Annotated in this window: 17 protein-coding genes; 8 read left to right on the forward strand and 9 right to left on the reverse strand. The window is 40.3% G+C overall.

What is annotated here, in order from left to right; genetic code table 11:
• The first annotated feature begins 111 nt into the window (after positions 1 to 111).
• Positions 112 to 801 (forward strand): HAD family hydrolase, encoded by a 690-nt coding sequence (locus J3L18_RS10340; RefSeq protein ID WP_129571141.1) that lies wholly within the window; start codon positions 112 to 114, stop codon positions 799 to 801.
• Positions 802 to 856: 55 nt separating this feature from the next.
• Here the strand turns inward: J3L18_RS10340 and J3L18_RS10345 are convergent, their stop codons facing one another.
• Positions 857 to 1,369 carry a GNAT family N-acetyltransferase gene (locus tag J3L18_RS10345; RefSeq protein ID WP_129571142.1) on the reverse strand — a complete coding sequence of 171 codons (513 nt, stop codon included), beginning with the start codon at positions 1,367 to 1,369 and terminating at the stop codon, positions 857 to 859.
• A gap of 173 nt (positions 1,370 to 1,542) precedes the next feature.
• Here J3L18_RS10345 and J3L18_RS10350 point away from each other — a divergent pair, with 173 nt between their 5' ends.
• The gene (locus J3L18_RS10350; protein ID WP_129571143.1) at positions 1,543 to 2,466 is read left to right on the forward strand and encodes a DnaJ C-terminal domain-containing protein; all 924 of its coding nucleotides are present in this window, start codon (positions 1,543 to 1,545) and stop codon (positions 2,464 to 2,466) included.
• A gap of 12 nt (positions 2,467 to 2,478) precedes the next feature.
• Positions 2,479 to 2,766, forward strand: a complete 288-nt coding sequence (locus tag J3L18_RS10355; protein WP_129571144.1) for a chaperone modulator CbpM — start codon at positions 2,479 to 2,481, stop codon at positions 2,764 to 2,766.
• Positions 2,767 to 2,789: 23 nt separating this feature from the next.
• On the opposite strand, the gene J3L18_RS10360 is transcribed toward J3L18_RS10355, so the two are convergent.
• Positions 2,790 to 4,475, reverse strand: a complete 1,686-nt coding sequence (locus tag J3L18_RS10360) for a MutS-related protein (protein ID WP_129571145.1) — start codon at positions 4,473 to 4,475, stop codon at positions 2,790 to 2,792.
• Positions 4,476 to 4,567: 92 nt separating this feature from the next.
• Here J3L18_RS10360 and J3L18_RS10365 point away from each other — a divergent pair, with 92 nt between their 5' ends.
• Positions 4,568 to 4,849, forward strand: coding sequence for a hypothetical protein (locus J3L18_RS10365; RefSeq protein WP_129571146.1), 282 nt, complete (start codon positions 4,568 to 4,570; stop codon positions 4,847 to 4,849).
• 170 nt (positions 4,850 to 5,019) lie between these two features.
• Here J3L18_RS10365 and J3L18_RS10370 read toward each other — a convergent pair whose 3' ends face one another.
• The 5 genes from J3L18_RS10370 to kaiC all read right to left on the reverse strand — a co-directional run bounded on the left by J3L18_RS10370 (position 5,020) and on the right by kaiC (position 9,918).
• Positions 5,020 to 5,796: an enoyl-CoA hydratase/isomerase family protein gene (locus J3L18_RS10370; protein ID WP_129571147.1), complete on the reverse strand. Its 777-nt coding sequence runs from the start codon at positions 5,794 to 5,796 to the stop codon at positions 5,020 to 5,022.
• 85 nt (positions 5,797 to 5,881) lie between these two features.
• Entirely contained in the window at positions 5,882 to 7,549 is a 1,668-nt protein-coding gene (locus J3L18_RS10375; RefSeq protein WP_129571148.1) for a PAS domain-containing sensor histidine kinase, read from the reverse strand.
• A gap of 2 nt (positions 7,550 to 7,551) precedes the next feature.
• Positions 7,552 to 7,869, reverse strand: coding sequence for a circadian clock KaiB family protein (locus J3L18_RS10380; RefSeq protein WP_090526013.1), 318 nt, complete (start codon positions 7,867 to 7,869; stop codon positions 7,552 to 7,554).
• Between the two features lie 4 nt (positions 7,870 to 7,873).
• On the reverse strand, positions 7,874 to 8,170 hold the full coding sequence (locus J3L18_RS10385; RefSeq protein WP_091162821.1) for a circadian clock KaiB family protein: 297 nt from the start codon (positions 8,168 to 8,170) through the stop codon (positions 7,874 to 7,876).
• Complete coding sequence (gene kaiC / locus J3L18_RS10390; protein ID WP_129571149.1) at positions 8,170 to 9,918, reverse strand: circadian clock protein KaiC; 1,749 nt, start codon at positions 9,916 to 9,918, stop codon at positions 8,170 to 8,172. Before kaiC ends, J3L18_RS10385 begins: the two co-directional genes overlap by 1 nt.
• A 401-nt stretch (positions 9,919 to 10,319) precedes the next feature.
• Here kaiC and J3L18_RS10395 point away from each other — a divergent pair, with 401 nt between their 5' ends.
• The 4 genes from J3L18_RS10395 (at position 10,320) to J3L18_RS10410 (ending at position 14,863) form a co-directional block, all read left to right on the forward strand.
• Entirely contained in the window at positions 10,320 to 13,334 is a 3,015-nt protein-coding gene (locus tag J3L18_RS10395) for a PAS domain S-box protein (protein WP_129571150.1), read from the forward strand.
• Positions 13,335 to 13,398: 64 nt separating this feature from the next.
• The gene (locus J3L18_RS10400) at positions 13,399 to 13,770 is read left to right on the forward strand and encodes a response regulator (protein WP_129571151.1); all 372 of its coding nucleotides are present in this window, start codon (positions 13,399 to 13,401) and stop codon (positions 13,768 to 13,770) included.
• A 319-nt stretch (positions 13,771 to 14,089) separates the two neighbouring features.
• On the forward strand, positions 14,090 to 14,560 hold the full coding sequence (locus tag J3L18_RS10405; RefSeq protein WP_129571152.1) for a ferritin-like domain-containing protein: 471 nt from the start codon (positions 14,090 to 14,092) through the stop codon (positions 14,558 to 14,560).
• Between the two features lie 63 nt (positions 14,561 to 14,623).
• Positions 14,624 to 14,863 carry a hypothetical protein gene (locus tag J3L18_RS10410; protein ID WP_129571153.1) on the forward strand — a complete coding sequence of 80 codons (240 nt, stop codon included), beginning with the start codon at positions 14,624 to 14,626 and terminating at the stop codon, positions 14,861 to 14,863.
• Positions 14,864 to 14,888: 25 nt separating this feature from the next.
• Here the strand turns inward: J3L18_RS10410 and J3L18_RS10415 are convergent, their stop codons facing one another.
• Together J3L18_RS10415 and J3L18_RS10420 are read right to left on the reverse strand one after the other, a co-directional pair.
• Positions 14,889 to 15,278 carry a hypothetical protein gene (locus J3L18_RS10415; RefSeq protein WP_091162815.1) on the reverse strand — a complete coding sequence of 130 codons (390 nt, stop codon included), beginning with the start codon at positions 15,276 to 15,278 and terminating at the stop codon, positions 14,889 to 14,891.
• A gap of 75 nt (positions 15,279 to 15,353) precedes the next feature.
• A complete protein-coding gene (locus tag J3L18_RS10420; RefSeq protein ID WP_129571154.1) occupies positions 15,354 to 16,148 on the reverse strand; it encodes a DUF6438 domain-containing protein in 795 nt (264 codons plus the stop codon).
• Positions 16,149 to 16,151 lie beyond the last annotated feature (3 nt).

The raw sequence follows: 16,151 nt of genomic DNA on the forward strand, positions 1-16,151 counted from the left end.
TGAACCTGATAGTTAATAAATGTTAAATATTTATTGCTGTACAATGGAGCTTTATGCTACTAAAATCAACCTGATGTATTATTATTGCACCAGGTAAACCAGATACTTCAAATGAACCTAAAAGTAATTGCCTTTGATGCCGACGACACCCTTTGGGTAAATGAACCTTACTTTCAAGCCACCGAAGAAAGGTTTTGCAGTCTGCTCGAAAATTTTTCGCCACAGCACACCATTTCCAAAGAGCTTTTTAAAGTTGAGGTCGATAACCTTCCGCTTTATGGCTATGGGATAAAAGGCTATATCCTCAGCATGATAGAGGCAGCGTTGAGCATTTCTGAAAAAAATATCACCGTTGATGTAGTGGAAACCATATTACAGTATGGTAAGGATATGCTTAATCAACCGATAGAGTTACTGAACGAGGTAGAACATGTTTTATCCTCATTAAAAGATCATTACAGGCTGGTGGTAGCCACCAAAGGCGATCTGCTTGACCAGGAGCGGAAGCTCAAAAAATCAGGGCTGGCACATTACTTTCACCATATCGAAATTATGAGTGATAAAAAGGAGGATGATTATATCAAGCTGATCAAACACCTTGACATCAATCCCGATGAGTTTATGATGATCGGCAATTCCTTAAAATCAGATGTAATGCCCGTGATCAACATTGGCGGGCATGCTGTTCACGTACCCTATCATACAACATGGGCACACGAACATGTAGAAACCGTTTTAACACACGAAAACTTCAAACATGTGCATAAGATCAGTGAAGTACTGGAATTTGTGAAGTTCTAAGTCTTGAGTCCTAAGTCGATTATACCAATTTAACTTTTGACTCAAAACTTAGGACTTAAACGCTCTTCTCCATTACAATTAGCTCAATATGCTGTTTGGCGTCACCAAAACGGCCATGTGCATGAAAAGGCTGAATTTCGCCGGTTGGTTTGTAACCGCGGCGCTCATACCAGCTTATCAGTTCGGAGCGGGTGCTGATTACTGTCATAGTTAAAGTATCGCAGTTATGCTTACGCGCGTAAACTTCAGCTTCTTCTATCAGTGCGCGGCCCACACCTTTATTCTGCAATAGTGGCGATACACTAAACATGCCAACATACAACTTTGGAGTTCTGACTTCAAGATAAACAGTACCTGTAATGTTGCCATCCTCATCAGTATGCTTTAAAATGATGATATTTTCATCATTCATATACCCCGTCAGAGTTTGTTCATCAATGCGGGCACCACCAATTAAGTCGGCCTCACTTGTCCAACCCCGTTTGGAGCTTTCACCACGGTAAGCGCTGTTTACTAAAACATTAAGTTCGGGTACGTCGGTAAGGGCAGCTTGGGTTATTACAGGCATATGATTAATTTAAGGATGCCAAAGGTAATGGTTGCGAATTTTAAATAAAAGCCATAACCCATAATTTTAAAGTCCGCGCACTTATATCAAATGACATTAAAAAAGCCATAAGTTTTAAAACCAAGCTGTATATTTAGTAGTTAATAACACATCTGTTTATATTAAACCCCGCCATGGCTTTTATAGATTATTACAAAGTATTAGAGCTCGACAAAAATGCATCCGAAAAGGATATTAAAAATGCTTACCGTAAACTGGCCCGCAAATATCACCCCGATCTTAACCCTAATGACGAAGATGCCCACAAAAAATTCCAGCAGCTAAACGAAGCAAATGAAGTATTAAGTGACCCTGAAAAGCGAAAGAAGTACGACAAATATGGCGAGCACTGGCAGCATGGCGAAGCATACGAACAACAAGCGCGCCAACAAGCCGGTGCACAAGGAGGTTTTGGTGGTTATGGCGGCTTTACCGGAGCCGAAGGATTTGGTAGCGCCGAAGGGTTTGGAAGTGACGATTTTTCAGATTTTTTTCAATCGATGTTTGGCGGTGCAGGAGGCGCACGTAGCGGCAGGCAGGCAAAATACCGCGGGCAGGACTATAACGCCTCGTTAAGTTTAAACCTTCGAGACGTTCTTGAAACACATAAGCAAACGCTGACTGTCAATGGCAAAAACATCCGGATAACCATACCCGCAGGTATTGAAAACGGGCAAACTATCAAAATAGCCGGGCATGGCGCCCCGGGTGTAAACGGCGGCCCCGCCGGAGATCTGTATATTCAGTTTAATGTTGCACCTGATGCAAATTTTAAGCGTGATGGTAATAATTTGTACACCACGTTGAAACTTGACCTGTACACTGCAGTTTTAGGTGGAGAAATAACTGCCGATACATTAAACGGCAAAGTTAAAGTGAAAGTAAAACCTGAAACTCAAAACGGCACTAAAGTAAAGCTTAAAGGCAAAGGTATGCCCGTTTACAAAAAAGAGAATGAATTTGGCGATCTGTACCTGACCTATGATATCCAAACTCCTACCAACCTTACTGAAAAGCAGAAACAATTATTTGAAGAACTGGCAAAATCCTCAGCCTAAATTAAAAACATTATGAAAACAGCAGAATTAATAGCAGCAAACGATTTTTGTGTATATCATAATGTTGAATACACGTTCATCACATCTTTACATGAAGCAGGCCTGGTTGAGGTGACCGTCATTAATGAAATCGTCTTCATCCCTCAAACTGAGCTTCAAAAGCTGGAAAAACTGGTGAGCCTGTACGAATTGGATATTAACGTAGCCGGCATTGAAGCTATCTCCCACCTGCTTGACCGGGTTGAAAAATTACAGGAAGATGTGCGGTATTTAAAAAACAGGTTGAGCTTATATGAATAAGAAAGCTTTCTTTTCAGGAATGCTTAAACCAAATATTTATTCATCATCCGCTCGCTTACAATATTGGCTTCATCGATAACACGTTCTGGATATCCCATGGATTTGAGTATGGCGATTCCGTTAGTGTTTTTAAGCAGGCCCTGCTTCAGGATATAGTCAAATACCAGCATGCGCCCATCTTTTGATTCTGAAAAGGAATATACAACAAAATCCTCGTCGAGCAGTTCGGCCAGTTCAAGGTCGTGGGTTGATACAAAAACAAAATTTTGGTTAGCGGTAATGTATGAAAGCACAGACTTAGCCGCCGCTATACGTTCGATGGTATTGGTACCCCTGAAAATCTCATCGATGATCACAAGGCTTTTTATATCCTCTTTCTGAGAACTGTTATCAATGATATCTAAAATAGCTAAGGCCTGTGCCTGAAAATAACTCTTGTGTTCATCAATGTTATCGCTGGTTTTGATGCTGGTTTGTATTTTGAGAAAAGGAGCCTTATAGGCCTTTGCACAACTTGTAAATATAGTTTGCGATAGCAGCGTATTTAATGCCAGTGCTTTAATAAATGTAGTTTTGCCAGACATGTTTGACCCTGTGATCAATGCCCCCCTGTCTGCATCAGTTGTATAAAGGGAGTTGGTTACACAATTAGCTACTAATGGGTGAAAAAGTTCGGTAATCTCTATTTTGCTATCAACACCCGTAAACGCGGGTTTTGAATAAAAAGGCATGCCGTCACGTATTGATTGTATGGCTATCAGCGTATCGGCCCGGCCAATAAATTTATACACTTCTTTAATGTCCTCACGGTATTTACTTACTTGTTTTAATGATGATGTATAAGTATTGGGCTCAATCACAAAAAGCAGTTTAAACAAATAGAAGGCTGCGTAAGCAATATCACTTTTACCATTCACGAAGCCGCTTTCTATATTTACAAACTTAAGCGCTCGTTTTAAAGCTCTTAGACTGGAAAGGGAACGCTTTACCTCGTTTACCTGACCAAATTTACCGCTTTTAACTAACGCCACTGCAACTTTATACATAACCAGCAATTGCGGTAACGATTTGGTATACCCTGAAATAGCCTTGCGGTTGCTGAAGTAAATAACAATGTTGTACGCAAACAACAATAGCAAAAAGATAAAGCTGAAAATGTTAGGAATAATAATCAGCGATAATAACGCAGCCAGGATCAGAAAAGGTGAAACCTTTATATAAAAATTAATTACCGATGCAAATACCGGTTCATGTGCCCTGAGAAAAAGATCAGCTATAAAATAAGCATCGGGGTGGTTAAGTTTTGACAATTCCACTTCAAGCAATTCGCGGCCGGGTATATCCATGTTAAGATCCTCAATATCATTGTCGAGGTCATGCAAAATATCAATGTCGGTTGTCGGGTGATGTAATAAATTAAACAAATATTGTTTACCAGGCTTACTGTTTGTTCTGTCGATATAATTGAAAACACCTATCAAATCAAGATCGTCGGCTGTTTGAGCCGAAAGCTTTTTTTTACTATCTTCCGAATCCAGGTAAATCTTTATTAAGTCAAAGTTTCGGCGGGCGTTAACCGGTTTGCCCCACTTCTCCTGAATTTTTATCAGCTGCTTTTTTGTCCAGTGTAATTTATCATAATACGACTTAATACAAAGCACTCCAATTACGATAAAGACAACTATCGCAGAAAAAACAAAGTAATACATATCTAAAAATATAAAAATTTAATTAAACCAACTTATCCATCGCCAGTCATAATTATGTATTACAATTCAGGTATTAACTAAAATTTATGACCATGAAATTTATCCGTTTTTCAATAATAGCTTTTGTGATGATGTTTTCATTTCAATTTGCAAAAGCTCAAAGTATAAGTATCAGCGCACATTTTGGCCGTCCTTATCATAGGGTAGTTTACACAAGTGGATATTACGAAGCACCTGTTTACTATGACAGGGACGTCTATTATGACCGGCCTGTTTATTATGGTCGTCCACGCTATTACGCAACAGGATATTATGACGCGCCGGTATACTATCAAAGGCATTATCGTGTTCATCGTTACTGCAGGCACTGGTAAAAACAAAAAAGCCTCCGGATTTCCGGGGGCTTTCTTACAATAAGCAACTATGCCAGTATAAAACGGTCATATAATTAACCAATACTATTTAGATATACACAAAATTAGCCCCATTAAAAATGAGAAGTATCAAGGGTTGTGTTAAAATACAGGCAGTTATTACTCAAATGTTACTTGGATCTATCCTTAAAAAAAGAATGTAATGCCCGTTGCGTAAATTCCGATAAAACCAATTCACCGCTTATAGCCGCACGTTGTTTAAGCAAATCATCCCAATCAGCAGTGCCTTCCCAAAGTACCTGTTTTAAGCCGGTAAGTGCTGCCGGGTTATATAAAGCTAATTTTTGAGTAAGCTCATATACAGCCGCATCAAGGCTTGGAGTATCTGCATAAACCTCATTATACAAGCCGTTTTGCTTTGCCCATTGGGCAGTTTGAAAATCTGAAGCCTTGATAGTGAGCTGGGAAAATGCTGATAACCCTATTTTACGGATCACAGCGGGGGCTATCACAAAGGGGCCAATACCTATAGTAAGCTCGCTTAACTTTATTGATGCCGCCTCGCTGGCCAGGCAATAATCGGCAGCGGCGGCAAGGCCAACCCCTCCTCCAACTGCTTTCCCCTGTACCCTCGCAATTATTATTTTGGGGCATTTGCGGCAGGCACTAATCACATTGGAAAACCCTTCAAAAAATAACGCGCCGGTTTCCCTATCCTTAATTTGCAACAGCTCGTCAAAGCTTGCACCCGCGCAAAAAGTACGATCTCCCGCGCTCTTTAAAACAATGACTTTTGTTTCCGGGTTATTACCGGCACTGAATATCGCATCGGCAAGTTGTTTTAATAGCGCCGAGGGCAGGGAGTTTTGTGCCGGATGATAAAAACAAATGGTGGTTATACCGTCAGGCTCATATGTAACGGATATATTTTCGTTTTCGGCAGACATATTTTATGTTTTATATCAGGTGGTTTTCCAACCAATATCAGAAGTATTTATGTCAACTGCAATTTTGAACCTAAATAAACAATGCTTACTTTTCAAGCAAGGGCAACTCAAAATAAAAAGTGGCGCCTGCACCAAGCTCACTTTCGACCCCTATATCGCCGCTATGATTATTAATGATCTCGGCCGAGATATAAAGCCCCATACCAAGGCCGCTCGTCATAAATTTTTTATCCTCAACACGATAAAACCGCTCAAAAATATGCTCGATCTGCGCAGCCGACAATCCGATGCCAAAGTCCGTTACTGATACACGTACCTTTCCGTTTATATTACCTGTTTCAATAATGATATTTTTATTTTCGGTTGAGTATTTTACAGAATTGTTAATGAAATTTATCAGTACCTGTTCCAGTCGCCCGGCATTTCCATCTATAAAAAAATCAGTTTCCGATTTATTGATAAAATTAAATTCAGGGTATAGGTGGATAGCGTTTTCTAAAGTTGACGCTACCAGGTCGCGAAGATTTATTTTCGCCCTGGCATATTCAAGCCCTCCCGCATGAATTTTACTTACATCAAGCAAATCGTTAACCAAACGCTGAAGCTTATTTAAAGCAGTGCCGGCCTTTTCAATATATTGTTTTACTATTGAAGGTACTTCCTCCTTTTTATAAGCCAAAATAAGCTGTAAATAACCTTTCAGGCTGGTTAAAGGTGTTTTAAGTTCATGGCTGGCCACACCAATAAACTCATCCTTCAAATCAAGCTGCTTTTTCTGTTCTTCGATATCTGTTGCGGTCCCTACCCAAAAAAGAATTTCTCCATTATCATCTCTTAACGGCACTGCGCGGTTAAGGTGCCAGCGATAAGTATTATCCCAGCGGAGGTACCTGTTTTCAAGTTCATAAACACTCCCGCTTTGCAAAGATTCGAGGTAAGCACTCATTGTTTTTTGCAGATCATCTGGGTGTACGATCTGTTGCCAGCCCCAGCCTGCTGTTTCACCATATCGCCTGCCCGTATAATCAAACCAGCGCTGATTATAAAAATCGACTTCGCCACCGGGCAAATTCGTCCAGGTCATTTGAGTAATGTTATTAGCCAGCAACTTAAAATGTTCCCGGCTGATAAGTAAATCATTGGTACGCTCCCTCACAGTATCTTCCAGATCATTATTCAGCCTCTCGGCAATATTCTGGGCTTCTTCAAGCTGATCATTTTTAATTTTCAGCTCCCATTCGGTTTCCTTTTGAGCAGTCAAATCGGTCAGGATCAAACTCAATGCCGTTCCTTCATCAAGGTCAAGCGTGGTAGATGATAATAAACAGGGAGTCAGTTTACCATCCCGATTTGATAACAAAACCTCGCCCTTACAATCGGCATTCCAGCCATCCCTAATTATCTGCTTATACTTTTCCACCGAAACTTCGGCAACAAAAGAGTTAAAATCCAGCCCGATCACTTTTTCTAACGGTTCATTAACCATAGCCGCAAAACTCGAATTGCTATATAATATAGTACCGTCGCCATTCAAAGTAACCGCTCCTTCGTTCATTTTTTCAATAAAAACGCGGTAGGTTTGGTCGGCCGTTTTCAACGTATAAAGCTGGTGACCTTCATCATCTTTAACTATAAAGGCATCAACCTGGCCATTACGAATAGCAGAAATGACGTCGGTAGCTTCTTCTAATTGATATCGAAGCTTATTGTTTTCCGCAAGCAACTGCTCATATGTAAGTTTGTCCGGCTCCATAATTAGCTTTCTGTAAGTATTCCCAGCCCTTTTAAAACTTTGTCGGTGTTTGACATATCTCCGATAAGCTTACGTTCGACGCCGGGAGATTTTTTAATAAGTAAAGGCAATGCTATGATCTGTTCTTCCTTGGCTATGAGCGGTTGCTGATAGACATCAATTATCTCGAGCTCGTAATTAGGCTTAAGGTACTGCTCACAAATAATTTTCAAGTTGGCTATTGCCCTGACAGAATTGGGCGATGCTCCAATTACAAATAAACGCAATCGAAAAAATTGACTTTCTCCCTGATCTAAAGGCAACTGGTTTTGCTCGGTCATCTAACTATTTACTTACTGGTATTATATTCAATCCAACCAAAACTTTTTCCTCATTGCTCAAGTCGCCTATTATTTTGCGAATCGGTTCAGGTACTTTTCTTACCAGCGTGGGGATTGCAAATATTTGATCCCCTTCGGCCAGTTGAGGCTGCTGTAGCAAGTCAATTACTTCAATAACATACTGACCTTTCAAATGTTCTTCACAATATTTTTTAAGGTTGGTGAGCGCGGTAACTGATTTAGCAGTTTTGCCCGCTATATATAGCCTTAACTCATATTTTATAACTTCATCCAGTTCCATTATTTTTTCCTTTTTGATTTACTTTTAAGCGTATCCGCATTTCCCCGGCGAATGTCGGTTATCTCTTGCCGGTTTCTTTCTATAATATCCTGTTTCAACTCTTCTTCCAGGTATATTTTGTTCAACTCCTCCTCTGTCGACTCAAATTCGGCCTGCAAGCTTGCAATTTTTGATTCAAGCATCATACGCCGGCGCAATATCTCTTTATCTTTACGAGATATAGCAAACTCCCTTAGTGCCACACCAGTTTTTTCCCTTAATTTTTGTGCTTCCCTTGCCGATCCTGTGAGCACTCCATCGGGGCCAAGATAAACATCAACCAGGCTCAGCCCCTTATCAGTAATGGTAAACTCGCGTACCTGGTTTGAATGGCTCATACCGCGCGACTTCATGATGTATAACCCCCTGTTGCGCTCTCCGTTCGATTCGATATCTCTTACAAGCAGCCAGGTATCAACTAATGATGATACACCTTCGTCGGTTTGTTCACTTACCACCGTATTTAAACTGAGAGCAGTAAACATAACCGTGATCTGTTCGTCCTGTAAAAAATCTATCAGCCTTATCAGCATCGATTTTACTTCACTTACCGAACCCACCGTAATGAGGTTTGTAATTGGGTCGAGGATCACCGCTGCGGGCTTAAATCTTTTAATGATCTTGTAAATAGCAACGAGGTGCATTTCAATACCGTAAAGCGTAGGACGCGAGGCATGAAACTCGAGCAAGCCATTGTCGATGTGTTTTTGCAGGTCGAGATTGATTGATTTCATGTTGCGAAGGATCTGCTTAGGCGCCTCCTCGAAAGCAAAATAAAGGCACCTCTTTTTGTTGCCGCAAACCTCATTGGCAAAGCTGGCCGCAATACTTGTTTTACCGGTACCGGCCGTGCCCGAAACGAGGATACTGCTGCCCTGAAAAAAACCTTTGCCTCCAAACATACTGTCAAGAGAGGGTATCCCCGATGAAATTCTTTCGGATGACACTTCTTTTTCCAAGCTTAAAGATGTTACCGGAAGTACAGAAATGCCATCTTCATCAATTAAAAAGGGATATTCATTGGTACCATGCTGTGTACCGCGGTATTTTACCACGCGCAAACGACGGGTTGAGATCTGATTTATAACCCTGTGATCAAGCAGGATCACACAATCTGAAACATATTCTTCAAGCCCCTGCCGTGTCAATGACGAGCCATCACCTTTTTCGCCGGTTATAATAGCAGTTACACCTTTTTCCTTTAAAAAAGTAAAAAGCCTTCTAAGCTCGGCCCTCAATATAATTTGGTTTGATAAACCCGAAAAAAGATTTTCCAGGGTATCCAGTACTACTCTTTTTGCCCCGATGCTGTCAATAGCAAAGCCTAAGCGGATAAACAAACCTTCCAGGTCATATTCCCCTGTCTCCTCAATCTCACTTCGGTCTATATGCACATGATCAAGTCTTAATTTTTTATCATCCTGGAGTTTAATTAAATCAAAGCCCAGCGATGCTACGTTCGAAGCCAATTCATCTGCCTTTTCTTCAAAAGCCATAAATACACCGGGCTCGTTAAATTCGGTAGCACCCCTCACGATAAACTCAAGCGACATAAGTGTTTTACCACAACCCGCTTCACCACATATCAGCGTTGGTCTTCCATTAGGTAAACCACCGCCCGTTATTTCATCTAAACCGGTAATACCGGTAGGAGTTTTGGGCAATTGCTCAAATGTTATAAGCTGCTGTTTTTTATGCAATTTGGTCATAACAAATCCAATCTGTTTAAACTACCCGCATACCACAACTATCAAGTATGCAGGATTTTGTTTTATTGGTATGGTAATAGTAATACTTATAAAATTGTTTTGGTATAATTGATTTTGTGAAGTAAAAAAATCAAAAAACATGGTGAAATTACCGTACTATTAATACAAATAATTCTCCCGATTATACAAACGTTTGAAACCTCATATTATAAAATTCTCTAAAAACAGATTTAAACATTTATACAGGTATACTGTTTAAAAAACAAGGTATACGCTTCTATAACCCGTTTTTATCAATAACTGCTATATAACGTCATACTCATTAATTGAAAATTATGATGTATGAATTGAGATTTTTATCTTAATTATTATAGCCTATATTTATACATATTATTTATATAATGAATAACGACGCCGGCCTTCATCAACAATTAAACGAAGATATTTTCCGTATTCTGTTCAGGGAATCTCCTACCCCTATAGCATTATATGTTGGCAAAACAATGGAGATCAGGATTGCCAATAAGGCCATGACAGATATATGGGGAAAGGGAGATGATGTTATTGGGCATAATTACTTTGACCTGCTGCCCGAATTCGAAGAGCCGGGCTTTCATGCAATATTATCAAATGTATACGATAACGGTACGGCTTATAAGTGGAGAGAGCAAAGGGTTGATCTTATGGTTAACGATAAGCTTGAAGAATTTTACTTCAACTTTATTTTTAAACCGTTACGTAACGACGATGGTAAAGTTTGGGGTGTGTTGACTACAGCTACAGATGTTACCGAACTGGTTAACACCCGTAAAAAGCTGGTTGAAAGTGAACAGCGTGCTCAATTTGCCCTGCAAGCTGCCGAACTGGGAACCTGGGATTTAAACCCCAGATTACAAACCGCAACATGGGACGACCGCTGTAAAGAGCTTTGCGGTTTTCGAAAAGATGATGAGATAAAGTATGATGATCTGTTGAAATTTGTCCACCCGGAAGATGAGCAACGCTTGCGAACAGCAGTAATGCAGGCTTATGATCCTGTAAGCAATGGAAATTATGATATAATCGTCCGCACCGTTGATGACACAGGATACCTGAAATATTGGATCCACCTGAAAGGTAGGGCTTACTTTAACGATAATCATGAGCCTATCCGCTTTGCAGGTACCGTACAGGATATAACCCGCGAAATATTAGATAAACAAGAACAACAAAAACTGATTGCACTGATTGATAAAACAGCCGACGTGGTTGCAGTAGGCAGCATGGATGGTTCTGTAACCTATATCAATAAAACAGCCTACACTATATTAGGTATTGGGAGTACAAAAGAAGCTTTAAAACCCGGCGTTGAATATTTTGCAGATCATGAAGCAGACAAAGTAAATAATGAGATAAACCCCGCGGTACAGCAGTATGGTAAGTGGGAAGGTGAAATGCACTACCGGCATTTTAAGACAGGAGAAAATATTCCGGTTTACGTTAACTGTTTCAGAATCGATGATCCGTTAAATGGCTTGCCTATTGGTATGGCATCCGTAGCCCGAGACCTGCGCCCTGAAAAAGCGGCAAGAAATGAACAGTATAAATTATTGTCGCTTATTAACCATACCTCAGATTTTGTAAGCCTATCCAACCTTGATGGTAATGTAACTTACGTAAATACCGCCGGGCGAAAAATGTTGGGTATCAAAGGCGCCAACGAGCACAGGAGGCACAACAGCGAATATTTAATGCCTGATGAGCTTGATAAGCTGAGGGACAAAGTAAATCCAATTTTAATGAAGCATGGTAAATGGAGCGGTGAAGTACATTACCGTCATTTCCAAACCGGCGAAGCCATACCTGTGTACGGCACCACTATGCTGGTTTATGACGCTGTAACCGGCTTGCCACAGGGCCGGGCTTCAATTGCTAGGGATCTGCGAAGGGAAATTGCCGATAAAAAAGCCCTTACTGATAGTGAAAGATTGCTTAAAAACATCACTAATGCATCGCCAACAGTACTTTGGATGGCCGATGCTCAAGGTAATATTACTTACGTAAATCAAACCTGGGTTGATTGGACTGGTATTAAATATGAGGATAATATGGGCGCAGGGTGGATCAACGCACTTTTAGAAGAAGACAGAACCAGGGCCGGTGAAAAGTTCTTAGCCGATTTAAATGCCCGCCGGTTCTATGAAGTTGATTTTAGGATCACACGCCGGGATGGTGAAATAAGATGGTGTATAGCCACCGGCAATCCGCAATATAATGAGCAGGGGGAATTTACCGGGTACATAGGTGCCTGTACCGATGTCACCGATAAAACACTTGCCGAAAGCGAAGTGAAATTACGTAACAGGGAATTGAATAACCAGATCAGGCAGTTTGAGTTTGTTACTGGTTTTATGCCGGTGCAACTTTGGACGGCCCGCACGGATGGTCAGGTCGACTACTTTAATCAACGTGCTGTAGATTATTTTGGTGCCCAAGCAAATGAAATAGCAGCATCCTGGCTCAATGCTATTCATCCCGATGATAGGGATGCTTGTGTTGAGGCTTGGAACTATGCAGTGAACACGGGTAATGTTTACCAATGTGAATTTAGATTAAAAGACAAAGATCAAAATTACAAGTGGCATTTGTCCAGGGCTTTACCTTTCATAATTGACGGAAAAATCATTAAATGGTTTGGTACCAATACAGACATTGATGAGCAAAAACAATTACAACGACAAAAAGATGATTTTTTAGGTATCGCAAGTCACGAATTAAAAACCCCGGTTACGAGCATAAAAGCATATGCCCAGGTATTGGGTGCTATGCTTACCAAAGAAGGCGAACAAAAAAAAGCCGAAATGGTGCTTAGGATGGATGCCCAGATTAACCGTCTTACAAACCTCATAGGCGATCTCCTTGATGTTACCAAGATTAACTCGGGCAGGCTACAGTTCAATAAAATATGGTTCGATTTTAATGAAACCCTACAGGAAACTGTTGAAGACCTGCAGCACACTACACAAAAACATAAACTTATCCAAAACTTTACACCAACAGGCCGTATCTATTCAGACAAAGATCGGGTAAGCCAGGTTATTACCAACCTTATTACAAATGCTATCAAATATTCGCCTCATACCGATACCATCATCATCAACACTCGCCGCGAAAACAATGAGGTGATTGTTTGTGTACAGGATTTTGGCATCGGGATACCCGAAGACAAGAAGGACCGGGTGTTTGAGCAATTTTACCGCGTAAGTGGGAACAAGCAGCATACATTCCCCGGTTTGGGGTTAGGATTATACATCTCATCAGAAATTATTAAGCGAGAAGGCGGCAGAATGTGGGTAAACAGTATTGAAGGCAAAGGGTCTACTTTTTGCTTTGCATTACCTGTAGACGATACCAACAGTTATTCACCTGTTGGATAGTTCACAATAAGGTAAATTTATCACAGCTAATTTCAGAGGGTTTAACCAAGCCTTTACGCCTAAAATGAATACAAAGAACAAGAAAATCATGATTGCAGATGATGACCCGGGCATTGTTGATGCTATGGAAATGCTGCTTGAATTTGAAGGCTACGAGGTAACATCAACCGTAGATGGTACAACAGTACTTGATATGAAAGACGAACTCCCCGACTTGCTACTGTTAGATATCTGGATGAGCGGCGAAGACGGTCGCGATATCTGCAAGAAGCTAAAACAAGACGAGCTAACCAAAGATATACCTGTTATCATGATATCGGCAAGTCGCGATATACGTGATTCTGCAATGATGGCCGGCGCCGACGACTTTTTGGCCAAGCCTTTTGACATGAATGAGTTACTAAAAAAAGTGGCCCATTTTGTTCGAAAAACTTAATAATAGACAAGCAACATCAATCAACTAAATAACAATTACCCCCCTCTTCGGAAAGAACCTTATAGCGGCCGTCTCACCCGGCCGCCGGTTCTTCCAGTTGCTTAAGTTATCCCTTTAAATTAATATAAACGTGGCATGCTAAATGCTATTACGCCTCCCGGAATGCCCCCGGCGATGTCTGTTTTATCCGGCTGCCGATTCATCCAGTTGCATTTATGGCATGTAGTTAAACTGGTCATTTCACTGGTCAACACCTAACTAAAATATAAAAACATTAACCCATACGGTATGTTATTTATTAAAACAAAACAACAACGCCATGGGAGTTTTACAGCACGTACAACATCAGATCTCAGCACTGAACGATCTGATCAAAATAAATAACGACAGGATAACCGGATATCACAAAGCTACCGAAGCAACAGATGAAGTCGGATTGAATTTACTTTTTAATGAATATATTGATCAAAGCAAAAACTACGTTAGTGAAATACGCGATTACATTCATGTATTAGGAGGAGATCCTACAGACGGTACTACCCTTGCGGGGAAATTTTATCACGCCTGGATGGATGTAAAATCGGTTTTTGTCAGTAAAGACAGTCACTCGATACTTTCGGATTGCGAATATGGCGAGGATGTAGCAAAAAAAGCTTATCGCGCCGCGCTTGACGATAAGGAGCTGATATGGGAAGATGAGCAGGTTGTAACCATGCTTAATAACCATTTAGAAGGTTTAAAAAAAACGCATGACACCATTAAATCGTTAAGAGATGCGGTTAATGCCTGATCATAATTTTGTTATATTGAGCAGATGAGCAATTCAAATCAATCATTTTTTTCGGCATGCCGCATGCCTGATCAATTCGCTAAGGTTACCTGCACACAGGATAAGGTGATTTATACGCTTTCGCAATTAAAGCAAGCCACAGTAGCTGATATTGCATTGAAGCTAAAGGAATACGAACCTGCGGTAAATGCTTTTACACACGAGAAAAACACGATTGAAGTACTTAATTATCTTTTTGACCGGGGATTGGTAAAGATCACCAAACAAAACGGCGAGTTAAACTACAACCTGGTCAACGCTTAAGCAGGTTGTAGTTTAATGTATTTTATTACATACCAGGCGCAAGTGGTTTGGCCGAAACTACGCTATCAACCACAAAAACGCTTACTCCCCGCCATGGCAGCGTATGCAGGTATTCTTTATAGTGAAGTTCTAAAAATGAGCCTGCGTTACTGCTCAGTTTTTTTGCCACTTTTTCATCGGTTACAGAAAACATAAATTCATTTGAGCCAATTGTACCCCCTGTTACCTGCGTACGGATTCCGCTTTGAATTAACCTACCTTCATAAGTTTTAAATACGTAACCTTTCTTTACAAAATAGTTCATGGTACCGGCTTTAGTTCCCTCGCCAAAAACAAAATAATATCGATAGTAAAAAAAGCCTACTATAATCAGTAGTAATATAAGGGTGATAATAACCTTGGTTTTTGTTTTCATCGGAGATTTTATTTGCTAACTAAGCTACAAAAACTTAGCAGGTAAGCAAACATTTATATAATGACAATGGCCTGTTTAGTTTGCCGGCTTCTCTCCTTCTTTAATTTTCGTGAGGTTTACTTTTTTAAAAGACTCCACTAAAAAGGTAACCAAACCAGTTAGGTTAAAAGGTGGATCATTGGTAGTTAGCGTAAGTTTGTCCTTATTGTTTTCAAAATCGATATCCAGGTAATAATTAGGTGCATCTGTAACCTGGCTACCCTGTTTCCAATCGTACATCTTTCTTAATTCACTCCGTTTTAGCCAATAGTTCAGGCTATCGAGCTGTAGCCTGGTAAGCTTTCCGGCATAATCACCTTTGTAGGGGTCAGCAAATTCGCCCCCTTTTAAACGATACGTACCATCTGCCCAAATATTAATCAGTAATTGAGGGCAATTGCCATAACAGGTTGATGATAGGAAACGAAGTTTTGAAAATTTGATCCCATTATCAAAACTGGATTTATAGTTTTTAAACTGCAAGGGAGGGCGACCGGCTAATTTTACAGCATTATCATTAACAGCTTTAATAGTTAATTTCTTGCCGTCGAAATAATTGATGATAAACTTAGAAACGTCAATATGCTGTTGTTTAAAATTATCTGCACTGGTAGTATATGTATCAATTATTTTAAGCGTATCATGTTCTATTTTGTATTTGTTTTCGTGTTTCTTATATCCATCCAAATTAAAATAAACCTTGCCGCTATTAAAATAAAGATAACCGAGATCTTCGGTTATCCACTGTTCTGATTCAACAGTAGCATGCTGGCCCATTACCGGGCCGCACAGGACAGTCAGAAATAAGATAAGCAGTGATACGCTTTTCATTTA

It is taken from the genome of Mucilaginibacter gossypii (assembly GCF_017569325.2).
Classification (GTDB): Bacteria; Bacteroidota; Bacteroidia; order Sphingobacteriales; family Sphingobacteriaceae; genus Mucilaginibacter; species Mucilaginibacter gossypii.

Excerpts from the sequence above, each read along its gene's own strand:
- J3L18_RS10340 (WP_129571141.1), top strand. The coding sequence starts at position 112 with ATGAACCTAAAAGTAATTGCCTTTGATGCCGACGACACCCTTTGGGTA.
- J3L18_RS10345 (WP_129571142.1), bottom strand. The coding sequence starts at position 1,369 with ATGCCTGTAATAACCCAAGCTGCCCTTACCGACGTACCCGAACTTAAT.
- J3L18_RS10350 (WP_129571143.1), top strand. The coding sequence starts at position 1,543 with ATGGCTTTTATAGATTATTACAAAGTATTAGAGCTCGACAAAAATGCA.
- J3L18_RS10355 (WP_129571144.1), top strand. The coding sequence starts at position 2,479 with ATGAAAACAGCAGAATTAATAGCAGCAAACGATTTTTGTGTATATCAT.
- J3L18_RS10360 (WP_129571145.1), bottom strand. The coding sequence starts at position 4,475 with ATGTATTACTTTGTTTTTTCTGCGATAGTTGTCTTTATCGTAATTGGA.
- J3L18_RS10365 (WP_129571146.1), top strand. The coding sequence starts at position 4,568 with ATGAAATTTATCCGTTTTTCAATAATAGCTTTTGTGATGATGTTTTCA.
- J3L18_RS10370 (WP_129571147.1), bottom strand. The coding sequence starts at position 5,796 with ATGTCTGCCGAAAACGAAAATATATCCGTTACATATGAGCCTGACGGT.
- J3L18_RS10375 (WP_129571148.1), bottom strand. The coding sequence starts at position 7,549 with ATGGAGCCGGACAAACTTACATATGAGCAGTTGCTTGCGGAAAACAAT.
- J3L18_RS10380 (WP_090526013.1), bottom strand. The coding sequence starts at position 7,869 with ATGACCGAGCAAAACCAGTTGCCTTTAGATCAGGGAGAAAGTCAATTT.
- J3L18_RS10385 (WP_091162821.1), bottom strand. The coding sequence starts at position 8,170 with ATGGAACTGGATGAAGTTATAAAATATGAGTTAAGGCTATATATAGCG.
- kaiC (WP_129571149.1), bottom strand. The coding sequence starts at position 9,918 with ATGACCAAATTGCATAAAAAACAGCAGCTTATAACATTTGAGCAATTG.
- J3L18_RS10395 (WP_129571150.1), top strand. The coding sequence starts at position 10,320 with ATGAATAACGACGCCGGCCTTCATCAACAATTAAACGAAGATATTTTC.
- J3L18_RS10400 (WP_129571151.1), top strand. The coding sequence starts at position 13,399 with ATGAATACAAAGAACAAGAAAATCATGATTGCAGATGATGACCCGGGC.
- J3L18_RS10405 (WP_129571152.1), top strand. The coding sequence starts at position 14,090 with ATGGGAGTTTTACAGCACGTACAACATCAGATCTCAGCACTGAACGAT.
- J3L18_RS10410 (WP_129571153.1), top strand. The coding sequence starts at position 14,624 with ATGCCTGATCAATTCGCTAAGGTTACCTGCACACAGGATAAGGTGATT.
- J3L18_RS10415 (WP_091162815.1), bottom strand. The coding sequence starts at position 15,278 with ATGAAAACAAAAACCAAGGTTATTATCACCCTTATATTACTACTGATT.
- J3L18_RS10420 (WP_129571154.1), bottom strand. The coding sequence starts at position 16,148 with ATGAAAAGCGTATCACTGCTTATCTTATTTCTGACTGTCCTGTGCGGC.